The sequence below is a fragment of the Caulobacter sp. genome, from assembly GCF_039596335.1.
GTDB lineage: Bacteria > Pseudomonadota > Alphaproteobacteria > Caulobacterales > Caulobacteraceae > Caulobacter.
In genome coordinates, this window is the sequence record NZ_JBCNJZ010000007.1 from 408,954 (window position 1) to 430,452 (window position 21,499).

Sequence of the window (21,499 nt, forward strand, 5' to 3'; positions counted from 1 at the left end):
CCCGGCTTGGAACGCGGTGAGCCCTCGCGACCTTTAGGATCATGGAAGCGTCTTCAGGCTCTGAGGACGACAGCGGCCCGGCCAGACGCCCCCCCGACGATCGCCGGGCCGCCCTTCCTTGATTGTCCACAGATTTGGCGGGACCCGCGAGGCGTTTGGAACGTTCAGCGGGGATGCCTAGAACAGCCAAGCCTCCGCAAACCGGTCAAGGCGCCATCACCGTTGCGCGCCAGGTCCACCCCGTGGCCTTTTCCCTGCACTATCTCGACAGCAACCGCGGCCTTCGCGCCGCCAAGGGCGGAGTGACTGGCGAGCCCGACACCATGCGCGAGGCGTTTCGGCAGGGCCGCGTTGTCCTGACGCTCGACAACGGCAAGGCGCTCGACGTTTCGATCGTCGCTCATGCAGAAGGCAGTGCGACGGCCTATTTCGAAAGCGTGCCCGAAGCGCGCTGATCGCGCCTTGGCGCCCTGAATCCTTTAAGCGGGTCGCGCGTTGATTGGCCAAGGAGTGCGATATGACCAACGCCGCCAACGACGACCGCCGCTTCAGCGTCCACGCCGACCATGCCGGCCGCCACCACGCCCGCATTCTCCACGAGCCGAGCTTCGAGGCCGCGGCCGTGGCCTATGTCGAGGACCTATCGATCGCGCCGGAGGACGACGAGGCCATCCGGGTGATCGTGCGCGATCTCGACACTGGCGGCGAGCACTGCTTCCGCATCGATCTGGAGACGGGCGAGACGGCCCCATGCGGGTGACCGAAACGAATCAGTTTCGTCGCCGTTGAGTCCCTGCGCCCGACAAAAGCAGGGCATGAGGATCAACGATCATGGCTTACCGCCCGACCTGGCAAGGACATTTGAAGCTCTCGCTCGTGACCTGCCCCGTGGCGCTCTACACCGCCACCAACAGCGGCGGCGACGTCCACTTCAACCTGATCAATCCGGAGACCAACAACCGGATCAAGATGGTCACCACCGATCCCGACACCGGGCCGATCGAGCGGTCCAAGCTGGTCAAGGGCTACGAAGTCTCCAAGGGCGAGTACATCCTGCTGACCCAGGACGAAATCAACGGGGTCAAGCTGGAGAGCACCAAGACCATCGATATCGAGCGGTTCGTGCCGGCCGAGGACATCGATCGCATCTATTGGGACAGCCCCTACTATCTGGCGCCCGACGGCAAGCTCGCCCAGGAGGCCTTCGCGGTCATTCGTGAGTCCATGGCTCAGTCTGGCCAGATCGGTATCGGGCGGGTGGTGATGTCGACGCGCGAGCGCATCGTGGCGCTGGAACCGCGCGACAAGGGCATTCTGGTCTACACCTTGCGCACGGACGCGGAGGTCCGCCAGGCCGACGAGATCTTCGGCGCCATCAGCGACAAGCCGGCCGATCCGCAGATGATCGCCATCGCCAAGAAGATCATCGAGCAGCAGGAAGGCCCCTTCGATCCCAGCCAGTTCGTCGACCGCTACGAAGAGGCGCTCAAGGACCTGATCGCGGCCAAGCAAAAGGGCCACAAGGTCGCCAAGGTCGCCGAGCCCGAGGACACCAATGTCATCGACCTGATGGCGGCCCTGCGCGCCAGCCTGGGCGGCAAGGACAGTCCGGCCAAAGGCTCGGCCAAACCGGCCGGCAAGGCCAAGACCTCGGCGAAGGCTCCGGCCCGCGCGGGCGCAAAGGCCAAGCCCGCCGCCAAGGCGGCTCACAAGAAGGCCAGTTAGGGCTCTCCGCCGGCCGCGCGGAAGGCGCGCTGCGCTTGCGCCACAGCCGCCTGCGCGGCCTTGCGCTCGGCGATCCAGCGACGGCGGGCTGCGGCGTCCTCGGTGTCCAGGGCCGCGCGCCGCTCGGCCAATCGAGCGACCTCGTCGAGGCGCTGAGCGTTGATCGCCGCGAGCCGCGCTTGCGCGGCGTTCAAGGCTGAACGGTCAGGCGGCCGGGGCTTGGGCGCCACATCGCGTGCGCGATCCGCTGGAGGCTCGCGCGTCCTGGCCACCACCTTCAACGCCGGGGTCTTGCGTCGGGGATCGTCGGGCACATCGGGCAGGCCCGGCGCGAGGCTGAAGGGATCGCGCGATCCGACGGCGCGCCGCAGCGGGATCCCGGCATGGGCCATCGCCGCGGCGATGGCGTCCGCGTCATCGGTGACGGCCGCCTTGCCTTCCGCAAAAAGGTTTTGCCGGGTTCCCCAGGCTTCCAGGGCGGCGGCCTGGCTGCGCGCGGCCACGACGCTGTCGTGGAACCCAAATTGGGCGGCGTAGACTTTCAGGCGCGGCGAGCGAGCCATAACACCTTAGAGCTTGCCCAGCCTTGCGATGGCCCCTTCCAGCGGCCGCTCGCCGTCGCAGTAGTCTTCCCAGGCGGTGAGGCGCGCGACGAGCGCGGGCGTGGTGCGCACGGTGTACCTGGCCGGATCCAGGCCCTTTTTCACCTGGGTCCACGACAACGGCATCGACACCGGCGCGCCAGGCCGTCCTCGCGGCGAGAGCGGCGCGACCGCCGTGGCCATGCGGTCGTTGCGCAGGTAGTCCAGAAAGATCTTTCCGGTGCGCTTGGCCTTGCTCATAACGATCAGGTAGCGGTCGGGATCGTCGGCCGCCATCGCCTTGCAGACATCGCGCGCGAAGGCCTTGGCGATGTCCCAGTTGAGGCCTTCGGCCGCGAGCGGGGTGACCACGTGGAGACCCTTGCCGCCGGTGGTCTTGCAGAACGACACCAGGCCAAGGTCGGTAAGCCGGTCGCGGATCTCGCGGGCGCCTTCGATCACCCGCTCGAACGGGACGTCCGGGGCTGGATCAAGATCGAAGATCAGCCGCCCGGGCTGCTCGGGCAGGAACGGTTCGTTGTTCCAGGGGTGCAGTTCGAGGGCGCCGACCTGGGCGGCGGCGACCAGCGCCTCGACTCGGTCGAACTGGAGATAGGGTTTGCGATCACCCCAGACCTCGACCTCGGTGATCAGGGACGATTGTCCCTGGCTCGTATGGCGCTGGAAGAACTTTTGCTGTCCCTCGATGCCGTCGGGCATGCGGATCATCGAGCAGGGCCGACCCCGGATATGCTCGAGCATCCATTCGCCGACCGCCTCGTAGTAGCGCGCCAAGTCGAGCTTAGTCACCGGGGCGTCGTCGCCGGCATTCGGCCACAGGGTCTTGCCGGCGTTGGAAAGGGTCTGGCTCATGACGACGGCCGATCCGCGCGGGCTGACCAGGGTCGTCTTGACGTTGGCGGCGGCGCTCGCGGGCTTGGCCTTTTGAGCCTTGGGCTGGGCAAGCTTTGTCGTGGCCGGCGCGGGCTCGACGGTTTCGACCTCGGCGGCGGGCTTGTCTTCGCGCAGGCCCTTGAACGCGGCCTGGCGGAGCTGGCCGTCGCCTGTGAAGCCTTCGTACTCGATCTCGGCCACCAGCTCTGGCGCCACCCAGTGAACCTCCCCCAGGCGCCCTGCCCGGCTGGGCCCCTCCTTGCCCTCGAACGGCGAAGCCTTGATCTCCAGGGCCTGCAGGCGCGGTAGGAGCGCGGCGACCTTGTCCCGACCAAAGCCGGTGCCGATCCGTCCCACATGAACGAGCTTGCCATCACGATAGACGCCGGCGATCAGGGAGCGGAAGGCCGAGCCCGTCGTGGTGTAGCCGCCGATCACCACCTCATGCCCCGCCCGGCACTTGGACTTGGTCCAGGTTTCGCCGCGCCCCGAGCGATAGGGCGCGTCCAGGCGCTTGGAGATGATGCCTTCCAGATCCATCCGGCAGGCCGACAGCAGGACCGCGTCGCCCGCGGTGATGAAATGATCGACATACCGCAGGTTCGGCGCCTGGCCGCGGAGATGAACCGACAGGCGGTCCTTGCGGCTGGCCAGCGGCAGGTCGCGAAGATCCTCGAGACCGTCAAACAGCATGTCGAAGACGAAGAACACCAGGCGCTCGGTGTCGCCCGAGGAAATCGCCGCCTGCAGCGCGGCGAAATCGGGAGCGCCGGTCTCATCCAGCGCCACGACCTCGCCATCGATTATGCCATCGCCCAGCGCCGCGCCGGCGGCGGTGATCTGCGGAAACTTCGTCGACCAATCCAAGCCCTTGCGGGTTCGAAGGCTCGCCTTGCCGCCAACGGTGCGCAATTGCATGCGATAGCCGTCGAACTTGATCTCGTGAGCCCAGCCAGGACCGGCCGGCGGCTTCTCCATAGGCTTGGTCAGCTGGGGCTCGATGAAGTCGGGCAGCACCTTGACCGCCTTGGGCTTGGCAGGCGCCTTGGCCTTCGCCGGCTTGATGAGGCCGGCCGGCGCGCTGTCGTCCCGGTCGCTCTGCCAGACCGCGCCAGCCTGCGTGCTCTCGCCCGTCATGAACGGCGTGGCCGCCTTGCCCTTGCCATGGGTGATCTCGACGAGCGTGCGCCCCGAGGCGATCGAGCGATCGGCGTCGGTTGGACCATTGGGATTGCCGGGCTCGGCCGCCTGGTCGCGGTGCTTGATCAGCATCCAGGAGGCGCGCCCACGGCCGTCGCGCTTGGTGCGCACCAGCACCCACGAACCGTGCATGCGGCCGCCTTCCATGACGAACTTCAGTTCGCCCTTGGCCAGGGCCGCGCCGATCTTTTCAAAACCCTTTTCGGGCGCCCAATAGCCGCGATCCCACAGCATCACGGTGCCGCCACCATACTGGCCCTTGGGGATCGTGCCCTCGAAGTCGCCGTAGTCGAGGGGATGGTCCTCGACCTCCATGGCCAGGCGACGATCGGCCGGGTCCAGCGAGGGCCCCTTGGGCACGGCCCACGACTTGAAGGTCCCTTCGTATTCGAGACGCAGGTCGAAATGCAGGTGCGAGGCCGCGTGTTTCTGGATGACGAAACGCAGCGCCTCGGAGGCGACGACCTTGTCGTTCCCGGACGGCTCGGCCGTCTGCGAGAAGTCCCGCATCTCCTGGTATTTCGCGAGCTTGCTGGCGGCCATGGCCGTCTCCCTTCGAGAGGCCAAACGGTCAAGTCGCCTGGCTGATCCCTGGATGCGAAGCCGATCAGTCTATTTGGCGCCCCCCGCCTTGCGCCGCTCGGCCAGAACCCAGACCTCTATGGCCCAGACCTCTATGGCCCAGACCTCTATGGCGGAGACACCGGACGCAGCGGACCTTGACGTCGAAGGCTCCAGCCTCCGCGAACGCTCCGCGGTCTCTCAAACCCACGGGCCCTGAACCCAGTGTCGGCGGTTCGCGACGGGCCCGCACGAGCGGCCATCGCGGGCGCGCCAAACGCGAGCCGGCCGATGGCTCGGCCGGCTCGGTGGACGTCAGGTGTAGAGACTGGCCGGAACCTGGCCGCCATTTTCGGCCAGCTTCTTCATCACCGCCTTGTGCAGCGCGATGTTTTGCTCGGCGCTGCCGTGCTCACCGGCATGGACCCCCAGTTCGTCGGCAAGGTCCTTGCGGGCCTCCAGGCTGGAGTCCAGCTTGAGCAGCTTGAGGAGATCGACGATCGAGGTGCGCCAGTTGCCGCCGCCGCCTTCGATTTCGGCCATCGAGGTCAAGACCGCCTCGACGTCGACCGGTGCGGGCGCGGGCTGCGCCGCGGGCGTCGCGGGGCTGGGCGCGGCCTGGGCGGTCGGCGCAGCCTGCGCGGGAGCCTGCGCCGGGGCGGCGGGCTTGGCCTTGTCGTGGTGGAAGATCTTGTCGACGATTTTGGAGAAGAGACCCATCAGGCGCTCCTTTGCGTGAGGTTAGTGAGCGCCCGAGGTCAGGCCTTGGACGTGCTGGAGGTGGGCCTTGATCTTAGGCAAGGCCTTGGCGGCGCCGGCCTTGAGGCCAGCGTCGTCGCCGTGGTCGGCGTACCCCTGCATCAGGGTCAGGGCCTCGTTGTGGGCGGCTTCCTGCTGGCTGGTGTAGACCTTGTCGAAGTCGGCCGGGGCGGCGGCGCTGAGGTTGTCGATCATGCCCTTGCGGCGCTCGTCGAGACCGGTCGGAGCGGTCTTGCCGGCGGCGATGATCAGCGGCTTCATCGCATTGGACAGCGCGGTGTGGTCGGTGACCATTTGCTTGCCGAAGTCCTTGACGGCCTGGCTCTGCCCCTTGGCCTGAGCGATCTGGCCGGCCTGGATCTCGTACATGTCGCTGATCGCGGCGTTGGTGACGAAGGCGTCGGTTGACATCGGGCCGGTGACGGCGGCGGCCGTGCCAACGGCGGCGCCCGTGGCGTCTTGGGCGGCGTTGACGGCGGCGTTGCTGGTGCCAGGATCGGTCGCGGCGGGCGCGGCGTCCTTCTTCTGGCAAGCAGCCAGGGACAGGGCCATCATCGCGGCGGCGGCAAGCAGAGAGTGTCGGGCCATGGGTCGGCGTCTCCATCGGTTGCGGTGACGTCTCAACGGCGCGGCTTGTCGTGCGTTCCCTGCCTATCGTTTGAGGGCTAGTGCATCAGGCGCTTGCGGATGTGGGCCGCGGCGCGCCGCATGCACTCTGCGTCACGCGCCTTGCCCCAGGCCGCCAGTCTTGTCGCCGCCGCTTCGGCCCGGGCCACGACGTCGGCCAGGGACGCGCCGGGAAGGGCGGCGATCAGATGGCGCGCCGCCTGGTCCCAGTCGATCTCGTCCAAGGGCGGTGGCGGCTTCATGCGGCTAGCTAGAACCCGCGCTTGACCGGCCGCAAGCGTGGTCTAGTCCGCCCGTCCTTTGCGGCCTCGGGTAAAGACGCGGTCGCTGGCCATGAATTGGTCGAGCATCGGCACCACCAACCGCACGGGCTCAGCGACCTTCCCACCCGTTTGGGCGGCGTGGGCCTGGGCATAGGCCATGAGGTTACGGTAGGTCGCCGGCGGAACGTCCAGGGTCATCTTGACCGGCGCCTCATCCTCCAGGGGGCGCAGTTTCAGCTTGCTCATCGGCCTGCTCCCGCGCTGTAGGGCTCCAGGACGAGGTCCTTGGTCAGCAGGACGCGCAGCGGCGCGCCGGGGCGGATCGTCAGGGTCGGGGCGCGATCGAGGCTGGCGCCGACCACCTGGCGGCCAACATCGGTGACCGCGTCGGCGCCGCCGCGACGGATGGCGCGCACGAGATCGGACTCGTCGCTGGACGATCCGCTCTCCGCGCCGATCGCCAGCACAGTGCTCAAGCCCGCCGCCGCCAGGATGCGACCGCTATGGCGATCGACGCCGTCCTGCAGGCCGGCCATGCCCTGGGCGTCGGCGGCCGGCAGCTTGTCCAAGATGATCGAGCGACCCGAGGGCAGGATAAGGCGGGTCCAGGCCACACGCAGGCGGCTCTGACCGCTCTTCACCTCGGCTTCGTATTCGCCGACCAGGCGCGCGCCGGCCGGGATCAGCAGGAAGCCGCCGCCCAGGCTGTCGAAAACATCCTGGGTGACCTGGGCGATGGCGACACCGGGCGCATCGGACCGCAAGCCGGTCACCAAGGCGGCGGGGATTACGGCGCCAGCCTGCAACAGGTAGGGCGAAGCGGGAGCCTGCAACCGCTCGATGCTCGTGGTCCGAGGATCCTGCCCGGCGATCTTCTCCGGGACTTCGCCCCCGGCAGGGCCACCAGCCTCGGCGCGTCCCGCGACGAAGAGGCCGCTCTGCCCCGCGGCGCGACGGACAGCGGCCCGCGCCTCGCGCTCCGGGTCGACAGGCCGAGCGATCGCTCCCGTCCTCGGCGACGGATCAACCGTCGACACAGCCGCTGCCCCATCCGGCGCTTGCGCCCTTTGCGCCGCCAGGATCGGCCGGCCAAGATCGCCCGGCAGCGGCGGTCCCAGGGCCGGTACGCCGGCCGGGCCCGTATAGCCCTTGGGCAGAGCCGTCACCCGCTCCGACGGCGTCGCGACCGGCGCCGTGTCGGCCTTGGGCTGGGCCGCGCGCCGATGATCGAGCATCGACCAACTCACCGCACCGAACAGGCCGATTGAGATAATCGCGGTGGTGATGATCAGGGCCCGGCGCGAGATCCGAGCGACGGGGGCCGGGCTCGCATGCAGGCGTAAGGATTTGGCGACGGCCTCTTCGGCCTCGGTGCGCTCGGCGCTCATTGCGACGCCTCCGGCGCGGCGCCTAGGCGAACGATCCGAACCCGCTTTGCCTGGCTTTTGATCCCCAGCCTCAGCTCGACACGGTCGAACAGGCGATCGAGCACGATCCGGCGGTCTTCGACACGGAAGTTGACCAGCTCGCTGGCCTTGCCGTCGGGGCTGAGCCGATAGAGCGGCGGCAGGTCGTCCAGCACGACGCCGGGGCCGAACTCGACATAGGCGCGCTGACCGTCATCGAAGACCGCGACGGGGCGCCAGACGGGATGATCGCCCTCGACGCGGTAGCCCCGATTGACCCGCATCAGGTCAAGCGCGGGCCGCGCCGGCGGCGCATCGACCGGACCCGGCGCCGGCGCCGGATAGGTCCAAGAGACCTGGGCCTGCCAGGTCCGCGCCGAGGCGCGAAGCTCCAAATGGTAGGTGCGGCGATCGGTGTTGATCAGCAGGTTCGTCGCCAGCCCTGCCGCCGTCGGCTTGATCAGCACATGCACCCGCCGGCCAAGGCCCGCGCCGCTGGCGGTGTCGCCGATGACCCAGCGGGCGGTGTCGCCGGCGGCGATCGCGCCGGCTCCGACCAGAGCCTCCCCCGGCTCCAGCACGATGTCGGTGATCCGTCCCGGTGTGGCGATCACCGGATAGACGGCGGTCTCCTGCCAGTCGAAATCCTTCATGCCCGCCGGCGCGGCAAGGCGTGCGTCGCCTTCGATCGGCTGCGCCCAGGCGGAGGGCGCCAGCAGGATGCAGGCCCAGCCTGCGCAAAAGGCCAGGCGGGTCATGCGCCAAACTCCTTGGACCAGGACAGTGCGGTGACGAAGACGCCCAGCGGATTGGCCCGTAGGCCCTCGGCCGTGCGCGGCGGCTTGACGACGACGGTGAGGATGGCGGTCCATCGCTCGGTGGCGACCAGCTGGCCATCGGCGAAGCGTTGCTCGGTCCAGGCCAGCCGGAAGCTGTCGGGCGAGGCGCGAACCACGCTGGTCACCGCCACGGTGGTCTGGGTCTTGCCGACCTGGCTGAACGGATCAGCGCGCCGGGCGTGGTCCGACAGCACCGCCGCCCCCTCGGTCGAGGTGAAGTCGTAGGCTCGAAGCCAGGCCTGCCGCATCAGCACCGGATCAGTGGAGACGGTGCGAACGTCGGTGACGAAGCGCGCCAGCGTCCAGGCGATCATCGGATCGGTAGCCCGCGCGCCCTGGACGGCCGGCGCGGCGATCCGTGGCTCGCCCAACTTGTCGACCTCGACGACCCACGGCGTGACGCCACCACGCAGGGACAGGGTGACGAGGCCGGCCGAAAGGCCGCCACTCAGCGCCAGCAGTCCCATGGCCACCAGGCGCCAGTTGAAGGCCTGGACGCGCGCTGAGCCGAGCCTTGCGTCCCAGGCCTGCCCGGCCCGTTGGTAGGCGGTCTCTGCCTCCGGCGTCGCGCCATAGCGCGCCGGTCCCTTGAGCGGGCTCATGATCGATCCTCCGAAAGGCTGGGCGCCGCGCCGGCGCTGTGGTCATCGCCGCTGCCGGCGGCGTGGACGGCCATGGCCGCGCCATGGGTCAGGGTCTGGCGATGCTCGAGGTCTCGAGCCCAGGCCGGTTGCTCGGACGGGTCGTCTGGTTTGGCCGACGAGGCCGGTCCGCTCGGAGCATTGGCCCCGCCCTGGCCGCCGGGTCCGCTGCTCGGCGGCGGCGAGGACGGACCGCCGCCTGACGGCGCCGCGCTGGCGCCGCCGCCGCCCGGCGGTGGATTGGGCGGCGAGCCGCCCGAGGGCGCCGAGCCTGCGGGCGGCGGACGTCCGCCACTGCCAGCCGCAGCCGCCGCGCCGGCGCCCGAACTGGCCACGCCACTGGCGACCATCTGCGCGGCGGCGGCGCCGGCCATCGCAATGCCCCCAACGACCACGCCTGTCCCGACGGCGGCGCCCGCGCCCAGCTGCGGCGCGCCCGACACCAGGCCCGAGGCCACGCCTGGCCCGAAGATCGACAGCCCCAGAAGCGTCAGGGCGGCGAGGGCCATGGCCAGGACCTCTTCGAGCGTCGGCTGGCCACCGGCGGCGCGGGTAAACTCGGAAAAAAGCGAGGAGCCGATGCCGACGACGATGGCCAGCACCATGACTTTGACGCCGCTGGCGATGACGTTGCCCAGCACCTTCTCGGCCAGGAACGCGGTACGGCCGAAGAGACCGAACGGGACGAGGACGAAGCCGGCCAGGGTGACCAGCTTAAACTCGATCAGTACGACGAAGATCTGAACCGCGATGATGAAGAAGGCGACGATCACGAAGAGCGCCACCAGCAGCAGGACAACGATCTGGACGATGTTCTCGAAGAAGCCCGGGAAGCCGCCCAGCTCGGCGGCCGCTTCCAGCAGCGGCTTGCAGGAGGACACGCCCAGCGCCGCCAACTTGCCCGGCCGAAGGAAGTCGTCGGCCGAAATCCCGGCGCCCGAGGCCTTCAGGCCCAAGCCCGAGAAGCTCTTCAACACCACGAAAGACAGGGTCTGGAAGTTGCCGATCAGGAACGCGAAGAACCCGACATAGAGGGTCTTCTTGATCAGACGGGCCAGCACGTCCTCATTCGACGCCCAGGCCCAGAAGAGCGCCGCCAGGGTGACGTCGATCGCCACCAGGGTCGTGGAGAGGAACGCCACCTCCCCACCCAGGAGCCCAAAGCCACTATCGAGGTATCGGTTGAAGGTATCGAAGAAGCGATCGATGACGCCGACGTCGCTCATGACGCGGCCCCGCCGAAGAAGCGGGTGCGGGCCGACGCCCAGGCGGCCCGGCAGCGCGCGTCCTGTCCGCCGGCCTCGCCGAGGCCCTGGCAGCGCGACAGCTCTGGATCACGCGGGCCGATGGCCGGCTTCGTGACCGATGAAGGCTGGGACGCCCCGCCCGCCAAGACAGCGGCGCCCAGTAGAATGATGAGTGCTGTCCCCCAAACGAGGGCTTTGGTCACGGCGTGCCGGCGCTCCCCATGAACTTGGAGAAGCGGGCCTTGGCGTCGGCGCGCGCGGCGGCGCGGTCGGCGGCTTCCAGGGCCTGGGCCCGTCCTTGGGCGGCGCTGAGCGCCAGAAGATCGGCCAGTTGCTGGGCTTGCAGGGCCAGGAGCTGGTTGCCGGCTTGGGCGGCTTGCAGCCCGCCCACCGCGCCCTGGCTTTGGCCGACCAGGGCCGCCAGCTGGTCGCGGCTGGCGCCCATGCCGCCGACCACGCCGGCCTGGACCTTCAGAGCGTCCTGAAACCCCGACACGGCCGCGCCCCAGCGCGCATCGGCGCGCTGCGTCAGGGCCGCGTCCGTCACCGATAGGTCAACGGCCCCGTACTGGGTGCGGAAGGCTTCGCGGATCTGGGTGACGTCGTAGGCCAGGCCCTGGGCCTGCCCCAGAAGCTCCCGGGTGCGATCGACCTGAGCCTGCAGCGCCGCGAGGGACGAGTATGGCAGGCTGGCCAGGCTCCTGGCCTGGCCGATCAGCATCTGCGCCTCGTTCTGCAGCGAGCTGATCTGGTTGTTGATGGTCTGCAGGGCGCGAGCGGCCTGCAGGACGTTTTGGGCGTAGTTGGTCGGATCGAAGACCGTGAACTGGGCTCGAGCCGTGGAGGTCGCGAGCGGCCCGGCGGCGAGCAGGCTCGCAACGACGACGCCCGCCAGGCGGCGACGGTTGAGGATCATGACGAAGTCTCCGGGGAGGTGCTCGCCGGGACGGCCGATCCGCCCGGCAGGAGGGCTGCGGCCCAGGTCAGGCGCTTGGCGCGCAGCCAGGCGGCGGCAAAGCCGCGCTTGCCATGGCTCTTGAGGACCTTGCCGATCAGCGCCTGGTCGGCTTTCGAAGACGCCGCGCTGAAGGCCAGCGCCACGGGCCCCAGACCAAGATCGAACAGGCGGTCCCCGACCCGCGATTGCAGGTAGTAGTCACGGGCCGGCGTGGCGCGGGCCAGGATCTCGATCTGCCGCGCGTTGAGACCGAACCGCGCATAGGCGGCCGCGCCTTGCGGTTCCAGCGCCCGGGGGTTGGGCAGGAAGATCCGGGTCGGGCAGCTTTCGATGATCGCCGCGGCGATGGCGCTGCTGGTGACGTCGGCCAAGGACTGGGTGGCAAAGACGACCGAGGCGTTCTTCTTGCGCAGGGTCTTCAGCCACTCGCGCAGCTGCGCGCCGAAAGCTGGGTCGTCGAGCGCCAGCCAGCCCTCGTCGATCAGGATCAGGGTCGGCCGGCCGTCCAGGCGCCGACCGATGCGATGGAAGAGGTAGGCCAGGACCGCCGGCGCGGCCGCCAGACGCGCCAGACCCTCGGTCTCGAAGACCTGGACGTCGCCCTCCCCTAGCCGCTCGCCGGCGCCATCCAGGAGCCGGCCGTGTGGGCCGCCCAGGACGAACGGCGCGAGCGCGGCCTTCAGAGGCGGGCTGGCCAGCAGCGCCACCAGACCCGTCAGGGTGCGCTCGGCGGTCGGCGCGCCGGCCAGACTGCCCAGCGCCGCCCAGAGGTGCTCGCGCACCGCCGGGGTGATGGTCACGCCCTCTCGGGCGAGGATCGCCGCTAGCCATTCGGCGGCCCAGGCGCGCTCCTCGGGCTGGTCGATCATCGACAGCGGCTGAAGGGTCGGGGCCTTGCCGCCCTCGCCCGACAGGTCATGGAAGTCGCCGCCCATGCCGAGCACGGCGGCGCGACTGGAGGCGCCGAAATCGAACGCGAAGACCTGGGCGCCCGGATAGCGCCGGAACGACATGGCCAGCATGGCCAGAAGCACGCTCTTGCCCGCGCCCGTGGGGCCGACCACCAGGGTGTGGCCGACGTCGTCGACGTGGAGGCTGAGACGAAACGGGGTCGAACCGGCCGTCCGGGCGATCAGCAGCGGCGGCCCGTCGAGATGGCGGTTGCGTTCGGGTCCGGCCCAGACCGCCGAGAGCGGCGCCAGGTGGGCCAGATTCAGGGTCGAGAGCGGCGGCTGACGGAGGTTGGCGTAGGCATGACCCGGCAGCGTTCCCAGCCAGGCTTCCACGGCGTTGACGCTCTCGCGGATGACCGTGAGCTCGCGGCCCTGGATGACCTTCTCGACCAGGGCGAGCTTGGCGTCGGCGCGGGCGGGATCATCGTCCCAGACCACGACGCTGGCGGTGACATAAGCGTAGGCGACGGCGTCCCGGCCGAGGTCCTGCAGGGCGAGATCCGCCTCGCCAGCCTTGTTGGCCGCATCATTGTCGACGAGGGCCGACGGCTCCTGGGTCAGGGCCTCGCGCAGCAGCGTCAGCACCGACTTGCGCTTGGCGAACCACTGGCGGCGGATCTTGGTCAGCAGGCCCGTGGCGAGTGTCTTGTCCAGGCACAGGGCCCGGGTCGACCAGCGGTAGGCGAAGGCCAACCGGTTGAGATCGTCCAGCAGGCCCGGCGTCGTCGCGGGCGGGAAGCCCACGATGGTGAGGACTCGCAGGTGTGCGCGGCCCAGACGCGGCTCCAAACCGCCGGCCAGGGCCTCCGTCGCCAGGAGGCTGTCGAGATAGATCGGCGTTTGTGGAACCGCCACGCGCTGGCGGGTCGTCGAGACAGCGCCGTGCAGGACGCTCAAGGTCGCCGCGTCATCCAGCCAGGCCAGGCTGGGCATCAGGCCATCGAGCAGGGCCAGGAAGCGGTCGGTGCGATCGATGAAGGCGGCCAGCTCGGCGCGCCAGTCCACCTGGGCGCTGCTTTTGCCCTCGACGAACAGCCGCTCGATCTTCCCCCGCTGCTCGGCCGGCGGCAGGTAGCTGAGGGTCAGGAAATAGCGGCTCTCGTAGTGCTCGCCGCTTTCCACGAAGTCGGCGCGCCGCTCTTCCTCGACGAGACCCGAGACCGGATCGGGAAAGACGCTGGTCGGATAGGCCGCCGAGGGATCACGCCGTGCTTCGACGAAGATCGCCCAGCCCGAGCCCAGACGCCGCAAGGCGCCGTTGAGGCGAGCAGCGACCGCGGCGACCTTCGCGTCGGTGGAACTGTCGAGATCAGGACCGCGAAACTCGGCGGTGCGCTGGAAGCTTCCGTCCTTGTTCAGCACCACGCCGGGGGCGACCAGAGCCACCCATGGCAGGTAGTCGGCCAGAAGCGTGGGTCGGCGGCGATATTCGCGAAGGTCGAGCATGGCTCAGACCTCCAGGTGGGCCGGCAGGCGCACGTGGCGGCGGCCGACATCGAAGATCTGCGGATCGTGGCGCGCGGCCCAGACGGCCAGCCCATGGCCGACCAGCCAGACCAGAAGCCCCACGATCCAAAGGCGCAGGCCAAGGCCGAGGGCCGCGGCCAGGGTGCCGTTGACCAAGGCGATCGCGCGTGGGGCGCCGGCCAGAAGCATCGGTTCGGTCAGGGCCCGATGGACGGGCGCGGCGAACCCCAGAGCGCGATCGCCGGCCATCAGACCAGCGCTCCGCCGCCGAACGAGAAGAACGACAGGAAGAAGGAGCTGGCGGCGAAGGCGATCGACAGGCCGAAGACGATCTGGATCAGCTTGCGTGAGCCGCCGGAGGTCTCACCGAACGCCAGGGTCAGGCCCGTGACGATGATGATGATCACCGCGATGATCTTGGCGACCGGCCCTTCGACGGACTCCAGGATCTGCTGCAGCGGCTCTTCCCAGGGCATGCCCGAGCCGGCGGCCTGGGCCTGGGCGCTGAGCAGGGTCAGCCCGCCGGCAAGGCCGGCGATGATCCAGGGCTTGAGCTGGGGAAACCGATCGCGAAAACGACGCGCACGGGACGGCAGGCCGGGCGGCCGATGAGCAGGCATAGGGGCGCGCGGCAGGGCAAGGCTCGTGAACACGAAACCATCTCCTTCAACGATGTCGGGGTTTGGGGGGCTTAGGGTCTCAGGCGGGGCTGAGCTGGTAGGCGCCGTCGGGCGCCTGGCCCTCCAGGCGGACAAGGTCGATCAAGCGTCGCGCTCGCCCGCGTCCGGCGAGCACGGCGATGACATCGATGGTTTCGGCGATCAGGCCTCGCGGCACGGTGACCACCGCTTCCTGGATCAGCTGTTCCAGGCGCAGCAGCGCCCCCAGGGCCGAGCCGGCATGCAAGGTGCCGACGCCGCCGGGGTGCCCAGTGCCCCAGGCCTTGATCAGGTCGAGGGCCTCGGGCCCGCGCACCTCGCCGATAATGATGCGGTCGGGCCGCAGGCGCAGGGACGAGCGGACGAGATCGGTCAGGCTGGCGACACCCTCGCGAGTGCGCAGGGCCACCTGGTTGGGCGCCGTGCACTGCAGCTCGCGCAGGTCCTCCAGCAGGATCACCCGGTCGCCGCCCATGGCGATCTCGGCCAGGAGCGCGTTGACCAGGGTGGTCTTGCCGCTGGAGGTCGGGCCCGCCACCAGGATGTTGGCGCGGTCGGCGACGGCCTTGGCCAGCACCCGCCCTTCCCGCTCGGTCATGACGCCGGCGCGAACATAGTCATCGAGCCGGAACACCAGGCTCGCGGGTTTGCGAATGGAGAAGGTCGGGGCGGCCGCCAGCGGCGGCATCAGGCCCTCGAAGCGCTCACCCGTGCCGGGGAGCTCGGCAGACAGCCGCGGCTGCTGCGCATGGATCTCGGCGGCCACATGGTGAGCGACCAGCCGCAGGATCCGCTCGGCGTCATCAGCCGAAACCGACAGGCCAGCATCGATCAGGCCCGCGTCGAAGCGGTCGATCCACACCCGACCATCGGGATTGAGCATGACCTCGGCGACGCCGGGGTCTTCGAGCCGCGCCAGGAGCAGCGGGCCCAGGGCGGTGCGCAGCATCTGGCGGCTGCGCTCACGTCCTGCTTGGGTTTCGGAAAGGTCCACGACAGATCCCCGTTGGCTACGGGGATGAGTAAGAAGACCGTGAATTGGCCGATCTCAACAGCCAAATCGGCGGATCGGACAGTGGCGTAGAAAGACAGGCAAACGGCGGCGAGCGCCCCTTCCTGTCAGGCGAAAAGCGCGGTCTCGGCCGCTGCGACACCGCCGTCTCGAGAAGCCCGACTGGCGCGATGGGCAAAGGACCAGGCGTCACCCAGAAGGTCTGCCGTCACGCCCGCGTCTATCGCCGCCAAGCGGATGAGCACGATACCCGCCTTGCGACGCCGACCGGGCTCGGGGGCGACACCTGCTCCCAGTGACAGCGCCCAGGCCTGGCGAGACGGCGCGACCTTGACCACGGCCCAGCCCTCCGCCGGCCAGCCCAAGGTCGCGAACGCCTTGCCGCCCACGCGGAACTGAACCGTCTCCAGGATCGGTTTGACCTGGACGGCAGGTCCGAGCGCCAGCGCCAGTGCGGAAAATTGGTCAGGGGTCATCGCAAGCCTCGTCGCGGTGAGATCAGCCGAGTCGCCCGCCCCATGCAAAATGTCGTGTTGCCCCGTCAGGATCGGTCGTGGGCTGGGCTGGGCCGCTGCGCAACGCCGCCCGGCCGGGCGCGTTGGCTCTGTCCAAGCCATGAGGAGACCCGATGACCAAGGAACGCAGCGATGACAACACCAAGTCGCCGCAAGAGGTCGCCGACCGGATCTGGGAGCTGGCCGAGAAGATCGACATCGGCATGTTCACCACCTGGGACGGCGAGCATCAGCACAGCCGGCCGCTGTCGGCCCGCGTTCGCCGCGACGAGCACGCGATCTATTTTCTCGTCGACGTCGAGGGCGACAAGAACGGCCAGGTCGAGCACTTCCCCGCCGTGTCGTGCGCCTGGGCCGACAACAGCCACTACAAGTACGCGGTGATGGCCGGATCAGCGCGGGTTAGCAACGACCGCGCCAAGATCACGTCGCTCTGGACGGACTTCGACAAGGCTTGGTGGGAAGACGCGAGCGACCCGTCGATCCGCCTGATCACCTTCACGCCCCACAACGGCGAACTTTGGGACAGCCCCGGCAAGACCGTGGCCTTGGTCAAGATGGTGGTGGCGGCGGTGACAGGCGCGGCGCCGCAGATGGGCGACAACGCCAAGGTCGATCTGTGAGACCAAGCTCGTCCGATCACGGATCAGCACCGGGAACGCGATGGGCGACTCGAGCGTAGTTTAAACGCCTCGCCCTCCGGGCCGCTGTCGCTGGATCAGGGCGAGCGTGTCGATGTAAATCAGCGGGAGGTCCGACAATGTCCGCTCACGTCAGCATCAGGAATTTGGTCGCCACTTGCAGCGCTCCTACGACGCGGCGCGATCGGACATCGCCGCGCCGCCGCGCCGCCGCCGTCCTCGAGCCGTGATGGCCTGACGCCCACCCGCGTCAGGCCGCATCCCGACGTCGACCACGAGGCCTCCGGCCTTAAGCGCTCGCCATGGGCTTGAGCGACACCAGCGCCCCGGACCTTCCGGGGCGCTATCTTTTGATCCGTCATGCAAGTCCCCCGGCGGACGGCAGCGATCGACCGGCGAAGAAACGCGGCGATGCGATCGCTTCCACCGCCCCCCAGCCTGGTTGCGTGGCGCCCGAAACAATCGACCAGGGCGCTCGAGGGTCGCCAGGCTAGGCCCGCAACGGCCAGGCGCGACTCGGCTCGCCGCCAAAAGGCGGGAAGAGGAACCGACCGGCACGCGCGCCGTCGCGCAAGCGGATCTCCAGGACCACGGGATCGCCGGCATCGGCCAACCGGTGGCAAATTTCGCGAGCGGCCTGTTCGGCGCGCGCGCCGGTCGGAAAGCGCGTGGGACTGTCTTCGAAGTCGCCGCGCACGCTCCAGCCGTCCTCTAAAGGCTCGACAAACACGTAGCAGGGCATTGTCATAACAGGGTCAGGCAGGATGGGACGGGTAGCGGCCGACCCTTCACGGGCCGGCCGCCGCCCCAACTCAAGAGAACGTTTCGCGGTCCAACCGCTTCAGCGCGGACAGGACCTCGCTGAGCGGCACGGGGGCCGGTGTTCCCAAGAGCCATCTCTGACTTGGACGATGCTCGACAGCACTGGCGTCCGACGCCCAGGCCGCGAGGATCTCGCGCTTCTCGGCAAGATCAAGCTCGGTGTCCTTGACGACCTCCAGCGGATGCAGGAATCCGACCGCAGGGCGTACGGGCCAAGACCGCACGCGCTCATTGGCCTTCGGATCGACGTGCATGGCGCGACCTCCTCAGGCCGCCAGTTCGGCCGCTGTCGCGACCGAGGCCTGAGCGGCGCGAGGACGAGCCGTCGGAACCGGTGCGCCGGTCGCCTGGCGCGCGCGCCTGGCGTCGTGCCCCGTTTCGGCCAGGCGATGTGGCGGCTGGGCTATAGCCCCGCAGGTGGCCAGCGCAGTCCTGGCGCACGCGGCCGAGTGACCGACACGGACCCTTGCGGCAGTTGGTGTTCGGAACCGAAACGCTGTGCTCATTTCCATCTCCTCGAAAGAAAACTGGACATGAAGAGCGCCGCGCGAAACGTCGGCGCCCCAGAGCCGGGACCCTGTCGGCCCCCGGCAAGCAGGCGATGAATTAGTTCGTCCTTCGCCCTGGTCAAGAGGCCGACCAATGTCACCAGCAAATGACGCCGCGAAGGGACCCCCAGCGCCCCGAGGCGGGTTTGATGGCTCGCGGCGATGCGCCCTATCATCCGCGCCTCGACCTCGCGCGCTAAAGGCGCAAGGCCCCGCCTCCGCCGATCCCGACCAGACGTGGCCGGCGCTGTGATCGATCCGGTAAGCGCTCGCCTATCCTGACGCCCGCCCGGAGCGAGCACCGAACCGCAGGTCCCGCAGATCGGTCTAGTCGGCGGGCTCGGGCAGCGCTGGCCGGTTCTCGTCGTATTGCGGCGCCTCAAGGTGATCCAGCCAAGGTTCTCGCCGCACCGTCCAGCTTTCATACTGCGGGGAGAACAAGCCGATCTCGTCGAAGCTCCCCGACGACAGCTCGATCTCGCGGCCGCCCGCGCCGTCGCTGTTTTCGGCGAGAACACGGGACCCGCACTCGGGACAGAACCGCCGGACGTAGCCAGGCGAGCTAAGCCACGCTTGGGTGGTCCCGAGCACCTCGACCGCTTGCGGCGCGAAGACCACGAACGGATTGAAGGCGCTGGCGTGGGCCTTCCGGCAGGTCAGGCAGTGGCACAGCCCGCCGCGCTTGGGCTCGCCGGTGGTTTTCAAACGCACTGCGCCACAGGCGCAGCCGCCGGTCCGCTCAGCAACGTGGCTCATGGCCTTGCAACGCGCGGCCGCGCCGTTCGGACGCGAACCCAGCGGTCTTCTCGGGCGTTCGTCGGATTCGCCGAGGTTTGAGGACCACGACCATGCTGAACCTGAACACCGCCACGGCCGATGAGCTGGACACCATTGAGGTCCTTCACGGTCACGGCTTCGAGATCGTGCGCTATCGCGAAGAACGCGGCCGCTTCACGAGCCTGCGCCAGCTCGACGAAGTCCCCGGCCTCTCGGGCAAGACCGAGGGCGTCGAGGGCCAACTCATTGTCGGCTAGTCACGCTCCACTTCCGACGCCAGCCCGGACGGTTGCTGCCCTGCCCGGTCATGTCTGATCGACCACCCCTTCGAGCACCCTGTAGAGACGAGCCAGATCGATAGGCTTTTCGACGACGTCGTTCATGCCTGCGGCGCGATAGGCCTCGACCTGGTGCGCCATCACGTTGGCCGAGAGCGCCACGATAGGCGTTTGCCGACGACGCTGGTCGAACTCGATGCTGCGAATTCGTTGGGTGGCTTCCACACCGTTGAGCCGCGGCATCTGGATATCCATCAGGATCACGTCGAACGGCTCGGCGTCGAAGGCTTCCACCGCCGATAGGCCGTCGCCCACGATCAGGAGCTCAGCCCCCAAGGGGGCGAGCATCGATCGCAGGATCAACTGGTTGGTGGGGTTGTCCTCGGCCGCCAGGATGCGCAATGGCGCCGCCTCGGCGATCGGCGCGGACGGTGATTGTGCACCCGTCGCGCTATCGAACGGCGCAACGCGTTCCAGGGGCACGCAGACCTCGAACGTTGATCCTCGACCAAGCTCGCTATCGACCGTGACGTCGCCGCCCATGAGCCTGGCCAGCTGCCGGCAGATCGCCAGGCCAAGGCCCGTGCCGCTGAGCGCGCCAGATCCGCCACGGCTTGGGCCATGCCCCTGAGTGAACTTTTCGAAAAGCTGGTCAACGTCACCGGGGAAGATGCCGGGCCCAGTGTCGGACACCGCAACGCAGAGACCCAGCTGCGTGGCGCGCGCCGACACCGTGACGCTCCCCGCCTGTGTGAACTTCACGGCGTTGGAGACAAGGTTCGAAATGATCTGGCGCAGCCGAAGCTCATCGCCAATCCAACGCCCGGCCGCTTCTGGATCCACTGTAAGGTCGAGCGGCAGGTCACGCTGGGCCGCGAGGTAGGTGAACGGACCGCATGCGGCCGTCAATGCCGCCTGCAGGTCGAACGCCCGCTCCCGCATCTCGATGTGACCCGCCTCGATCTTGGCCAGGTCCAGGATGTCGTTGAGCAGCGCCATCAAGGTTTCGCCCGACTGGCGGATGATCGTCAGGCGCTCGCGTTGCAGGGGCGTGGGCCCTTCTGTCTCCATGACTTGCGCCATCCCCAAGATCCCGTGCAAGGGTGTGCGGATCTCGTGGGACACGTTGGCTAGAAAGGCGCTCTGGGCCGCGCTGGCGGCCTGCGCGGCGTCGCGCGCCGCCACCAGTTCGGCCTCGGCGGTGCGTTGCGCCGTGATGTCCTGGACCGCGCCGCGCAGAATATGACCGCTGGGATCAAGCTCGCCGAAAATCCGAACCCAGATGATCGTCTCATCATTGCGCGTGATGGGCACGTCGAGGGCGAACGGCCGGCCCGTTTCACGACAGTCCTGAAGGGCTTGACGCAACTGCCGGCGGTTCTCGCCGGTCAGCACCGAGTCCGCATCCTCCAGGGCAAGCCGGCGCGGTTGCTGGCCCATCAGCATCCAGATCTCGTCGGACCAAAAGATCTCGTCTCGCTGATAGTCGATTTCCCAGGCGCCAAGCTTGGCCACGAGGCCGGCCGCACGCAGGGCGGCGGACTGGCGCGCCATATCCCGCGCCACCTGTTCGGCGGTGAGCCGGCCCGTCACGAGGTCGGTGACGTCGCGCGTGCTGGCAAGGACCGCGACGACCTCGTGCCCGCCGGGGCTGCGCAATGGCGAGACTGTGAGATCGCAGTATCGAGGCCCCTTCGGCGTCTGGCAGGGGGTGGACAAGCGCAGCGTTGCCCCGGTCAGCGCGCCGGCGACGGCGTTCTGCGCCGCGTCCCGGAAGCCCTGGGGCAGGAAATCCGCCCACAGGCGTCCCTCCAGGACAGCGCTCGTCTCGCAGAGGAAGGCGCAACCAGCCGAATTGATCGCGTGAATTCGGCCATCGGGATCCAGGATCTTCACGCAGTCGGGACTGGCTTCGAGCACATCAATGAGGTTTCCCAGCCCATCAATGTCTATGCCGTCGAAGTGTATGGCCATGGCGGTCCGGTTACGCGCGCGGAGAGTTGTAGGGAAAGTTACGCGGAAACTGGCTACGCCACGGCGACGCGTAGGCGTCGTCGAACACGACTTGAGTGACAACCCCTGCCCCTCGCCCGCGTTCCACGCCAACGGCCCAGTCGCGAACACCT

General features: G+C 68.7%; 26 protein-coding genes. 5 read left to right on the top strand and 21 right to left on the bottom strand.

Going from position 1 to position 21,499, the window contains the following annotated elements; translation table 11 throughout:
* Positions 1 to 173: 173 nt before the first annotated feature.
* The 3 genes from ABDW31_RS17290 to ABDW31_RS17300 all read left to right on the top strand — a co-directional run bounded on the left by ABDW31_RS17290 (position 174) and on the right by ABDW31_RS17300 (position 1,725).
* Positions 174 to 455 carry a hypothetical protein gene (locus ABDW31_RS17290; protein WP_343699196.1) on the top strand — a complete coding sequence of 94 codons (282 nt, stop codon included), beginning with the start codon at positions 174 to 176 and terminating at the stop codon, positions 453 to 455.
* Positions 456 to 517: 62 nt separating this feature from the next.
* Complete coding sequence (locus ABDW31_RS17295; RefSeq protein ID WP_343699197.1) at positions 518 to 760, top strand: DUF5961 family protein; 243 nt, start codon at positions 518 to 520, stop codon at positions 758 to 760.
* A 71-nt stretch (positions 761 to 831) separates the two neighbouring features.
* Positions 832 to 1,725, top strand: coding sequence for a Ku protein (locus ABDW31_RS17300; protein WP_343699198.1), 894 nt, complete (start codon positions 832 to 834; stop codon positions 1,723 to 1,725).
* On the opposite strand, the gene ABDW31_RS17305 is transcribed toward ABDW31_RS17300, so the two are convergent.
* The 17 genes from ABDW31_RS17305 to ABDW31_RS17385 form a co-directional block, all read right to left on the bottom strand.
* Positions 1,722 to 2,228 (bottom strand): hypothetical protein, encoded by a 507-nt coding sequence (locus ABDW31_RS17305; RefSeq protein ID WP_343699199.1) that lies wholly within the window; start codon positions 2,226 to 2,228, stop codon positions 1,722 to 1,724. The two genes, ABDW31_RS17300 and ABDW31_RS17305, sit on opposite strands and share 4 nt — an antisense overlap.
* 66 nt (positions 2,229 to 2,294) lie before the next feature.
* Complete coding sequence (gene ligD / locus ABDW31_RS17310) at positions 2,295 to 4,943, bottom strand: DNA ligase D (RefSeq protein ID WP_343699200.1); 2,649 nt, start codon at positions 4,941 to 4,943, stop codon at positions 2,295 to 2,297.
* Between the two features lie 333 nt (positions 4,944 to 5,276).
* Positions 5,277 to 5,681 (bottom strand): DUF3597 domain-containing protein, encoded by a 405-nt coding sequence (locus ABDW31_RS17315; RefSeq protein WP_343699201.1) that lies wholly within the window; start codon positions 5,679 to 5,681, stop codon positions 5,277 to 5,279.
* Positions 5,682 to 5,702: 21 nt separating this feature from the next.
* A complete protein-coding gene (locus ABDW31_RS17320) occupies positions 5,703 to 6,308 on the bottom strand; it encodes a DUF4142 domain-containing protein (RefSeq protein ID WP_343699202.1) in 606 nt (201 codons plus the stop codon).
* Between the two features lie 77 nt (positions 6,309 to 6,385).
* Entirely contained in the window at positions 6,386 to 6,589 is a 204-nt protein-coding gene (locus ABDW31_RS17325) for a hypothetical protein (RefSeq protein ID WP_343699203.1), read from the bottom strand.
* A 42-nt stretch (positions 6,590 to 6,631) separates the two neighbouring features.
* Positions 6,632 to 6,856 carry a DUF2274 domain-containing protein gene (locus ABDW31_RS17330; RefSeq protein ID WP_343699204.1) on the bottom strand — a complete coding sequence of 75 codons (225 nt, stop codon included), beginning with the start codon at positions 6,854 to 6,856 and terminating at the stop codon, positions 6,632 to 6,634.
* Complete coding sequence (locus tag ABDW31_RS17335; protein WP_343699205.1) at positions 6,853 to 7,998, bottom strand: TrbI/VirB10 family protein; 1,146 nt, start codon at positions 7,996 to 7,998, stop codon at positions 6,853 to 6,855. The genes ABDW31_RS17330 and ABDW31_RS17335 overlap by 4 nt, the downstream gene beginning before the upstream one ends.
* Complete coding sequence (trbG, locus tag ABDW31_RS17340) at positions 7,995 to 8,774, bottom strand: P-type conjugative transfer protein TrbG (RefSeq protein WP_343699206.1); 780 nt, start codon at positions 8,772 to 8,774, stop codon at positions 7,995 to 7,997. The genes ABDW31_RS17335 and trbG overlap by 4 nt, the downstream gene beginning before the upstream one ends.
* Positions 8,771 to 9,457: a conjugal transfer protein TrbF gene (trbF, locus tag ABDW31_RS17345; RefSeq protein ID WP_343699207.1), complete on the bottom strand. Its 687-nt coding sequence runs from the start codon at positions 9,455 to 9,457 to the stop codon at positions 8,771 to 8,773. The genes trbG and trbF overlap by 4 nt, the downstream gene beginning before the upstream one ends.
* A complete protein-coding gene (gene trbL, locus ABDW31_RS17350) occupies positions 9,454 to 10,722 on the bottom strand; it encodes a P-type conjugative transfer protein TrbL (RefSeq protein ID WP_343699208.1) in 1,269 nt (422 codons plus the stop codon). Before trbL ends, trbF begins: the two co-directional genes overlap by 4 nt.
* Complete coding sequence (gene trbK-alt / locus ABDW31_RS17355; RefSeq protein ID WP_343699209.1) at positions 10,719 to 10,946, bottom strand: putative entry exclusion protein TrbK-alt; 228 nt, start codon at positions 10,944 to 10,946, stop codon at positions 10,719 to 10,721. The genes trbL and trbK-alt overlap by 4 nt, the downstream gene beginning before the upstream one ends.
* Complete coding sequence (trbJ, locus tag ABDW31_RS17360) at positions 10,943 to 11,659, bottom strand: P-type conjugative transfer protein TrbJ (RefSeq protein WP_343699210.1); 717 nt, start codon at positions 11,657 to 11,659, stop codon at positions 10,943 to 10,945. Before trbJ ends, trbK-alt begins: the two co-directional genes overlap by 4 nt.
* Positions 11,656 to 14,100, bottom strand: a complete 2,445-nt coding sequence (gene trbE, locus ABDW31_RS17365) for a conjugal transfer protein TrbE (protein ID WP_343699211.1) — start codon at positions 14,098 to 14,100, stop codon at positions 11,656 to 11,658. The genes trbJ and trbE overlap by 4 nt, the downstream gene beginning before the upstream one ends.
* Positions 14,101 to 14,103: 3 nt before the next feature.
* On the bottom strand, positions 14,104 to 14,370 hold the full coding sequence (locus tag ABDW31_RS17370) for a VirB3 family type IV secretion system protein (RefSeq protein ID WP_343699212.1): 267 nt from the start codon (positions 14,368 to 14,370) through the stop codon (positions 14,104 to 14,106).
* Entirely contained in the window at positions 14,370 to 14,741 is a 372-nt protein-coding gene (locus tag ABDW31_RS17375) for a TrbC/VirB2 family protein (protein WP_343699234.1), read from the bottom strand. Before ABDW31_RS17375 ends, ABDW31_RS17370 begins: the two co-directional genes overlap by 1 nt.
* A gap of 79 nt (positions 14,742 to 14,820) precedes the next feature.
* Positions 14,821 to 15,729 carry a P-type conjugative transfer ATPase TrbB gene (gene trbB, locus ABDW31_RS17380; RefSeq protein ID WP_343699235.1) on the bottom strand — a complete coding sequence of 303 codons (909 nt, stop codon included), beginning with the start codon at positions 15,727 to 15,729 and terminating at the stop codon, positions 14,821 to 14,823.
* A gap of 170 nt (positions 15,730 to 15,899) precedes the next feature.
* Positions 15,900 to 16,268, bottom strand: coding sequence for an MmcQ/YjbR family DNA-binding protein (locus tag ABDW31_RS17385; protein WP_343699213.1), 369 nt, complete (start codon positions 16,266 to 16,268; stop codon positions 15,900 to 15,902).
* 152 nt (positions 16,269 to 16,420) lie between these two features.
* Between ABDW31_RS17385 and ABDW31_RS17390 the strand changes: the two genes are divergently transcribed.
* Complete coding sequence (locus tag ABDW31_RS17390; protein WP_343699214.1) at positions 16,421 to 16,930, top strand: pyridoxamine 5'-phosphate oxidase family protein; 510 nt, start codon at positions 16,421 to 16,423, stop codon at positions 16,928 to 16,930.
* Positions 16,931 to 17,438: 508 nt separating this feature from the next.
* On the opposite strand, the gene ABDW31_RS17395 is transcribed toward ABDW31_RS17390, so the two are convergent.
* The 3 genes from ABDW31_RS17395 to ABDW31_RS17405 all read right to left on the bottom strand — a co-directional run bounded on the left by ABDW31_RS17395 (position 17,439) and on the right by ABDW31_RS17405 (position 19,074).
* Entirely contained in the window at positions 17,439 to 17,645 is a 207-nt protein-coding gene (locus ABDW31_RS17395) for a hypothetical protein (RefSeq protein WP_343699215.1), read from the bottom strand.
* 115 nt (positions 17,646 to 17,760) lie between these two features.
* On the bottom strand, positions 17,761 to 18,024 hold the full coding sequence (locus ABDW31_RS17400) for a hypothetical protein (RefSeq protein WP_343699216.1): 264 nt from the start codon (positions 18,022 to 18,024) through the stop codon (positions 17,761 to 17,763).
* A 621-nt stretch (positions 18,025 to 18,645) separates the two neighbouring features.
* Positions 18,646 to 19,074, bottom strand: coding sequence for a GFA family protein (locus ABDW31_RS17405; RefSeq protein WP_343699217.1), 429 nt, complete (start codon positions 19,072 to 19,074; stop codon positions 18,646 to 18,648).
* 92 nt (positions 19,075 to 19,166) lie between these two features.
* On the opposite strand from ABDW31_RS17405, the gene ABDW31_RS17410 reads away from it, so the two are divergent.
* On the top strand, positions 19,167 to 19,352 hold the full coding sequence (locus ABDW31_RS17410) for a helix-hairpin-helix domain-containing protein (RefSeq protein ID WP_343699218.1): 186 nt from the start codon (positions 19,167 to 19,169) through the stop codon (positions 19,350 to 19,352).
* Between the two features lie 48 nt (positions 19,353 to 19,400).
* Here ABDW31_RS17410 and ABDW31_RS17415 read toward each other — a convergent pair whose 3' ends face one another.
* Positions 19,401 to 21,347 carry an ATP-binding protein gene (locus ABDW31_RS17415; protein ID WP_343699219.1) on the bottom strand — a complete coding sequence of 649 codons (1,947 nt, stop codon included), beginning with the start codon at positions 21,345 to 21,347 and terminating at the stop codon, positions 19,401 to 19,403.
* Between the last annotated feature and the right edge of the window lie 152 nt (positions 21,348 to 21,499).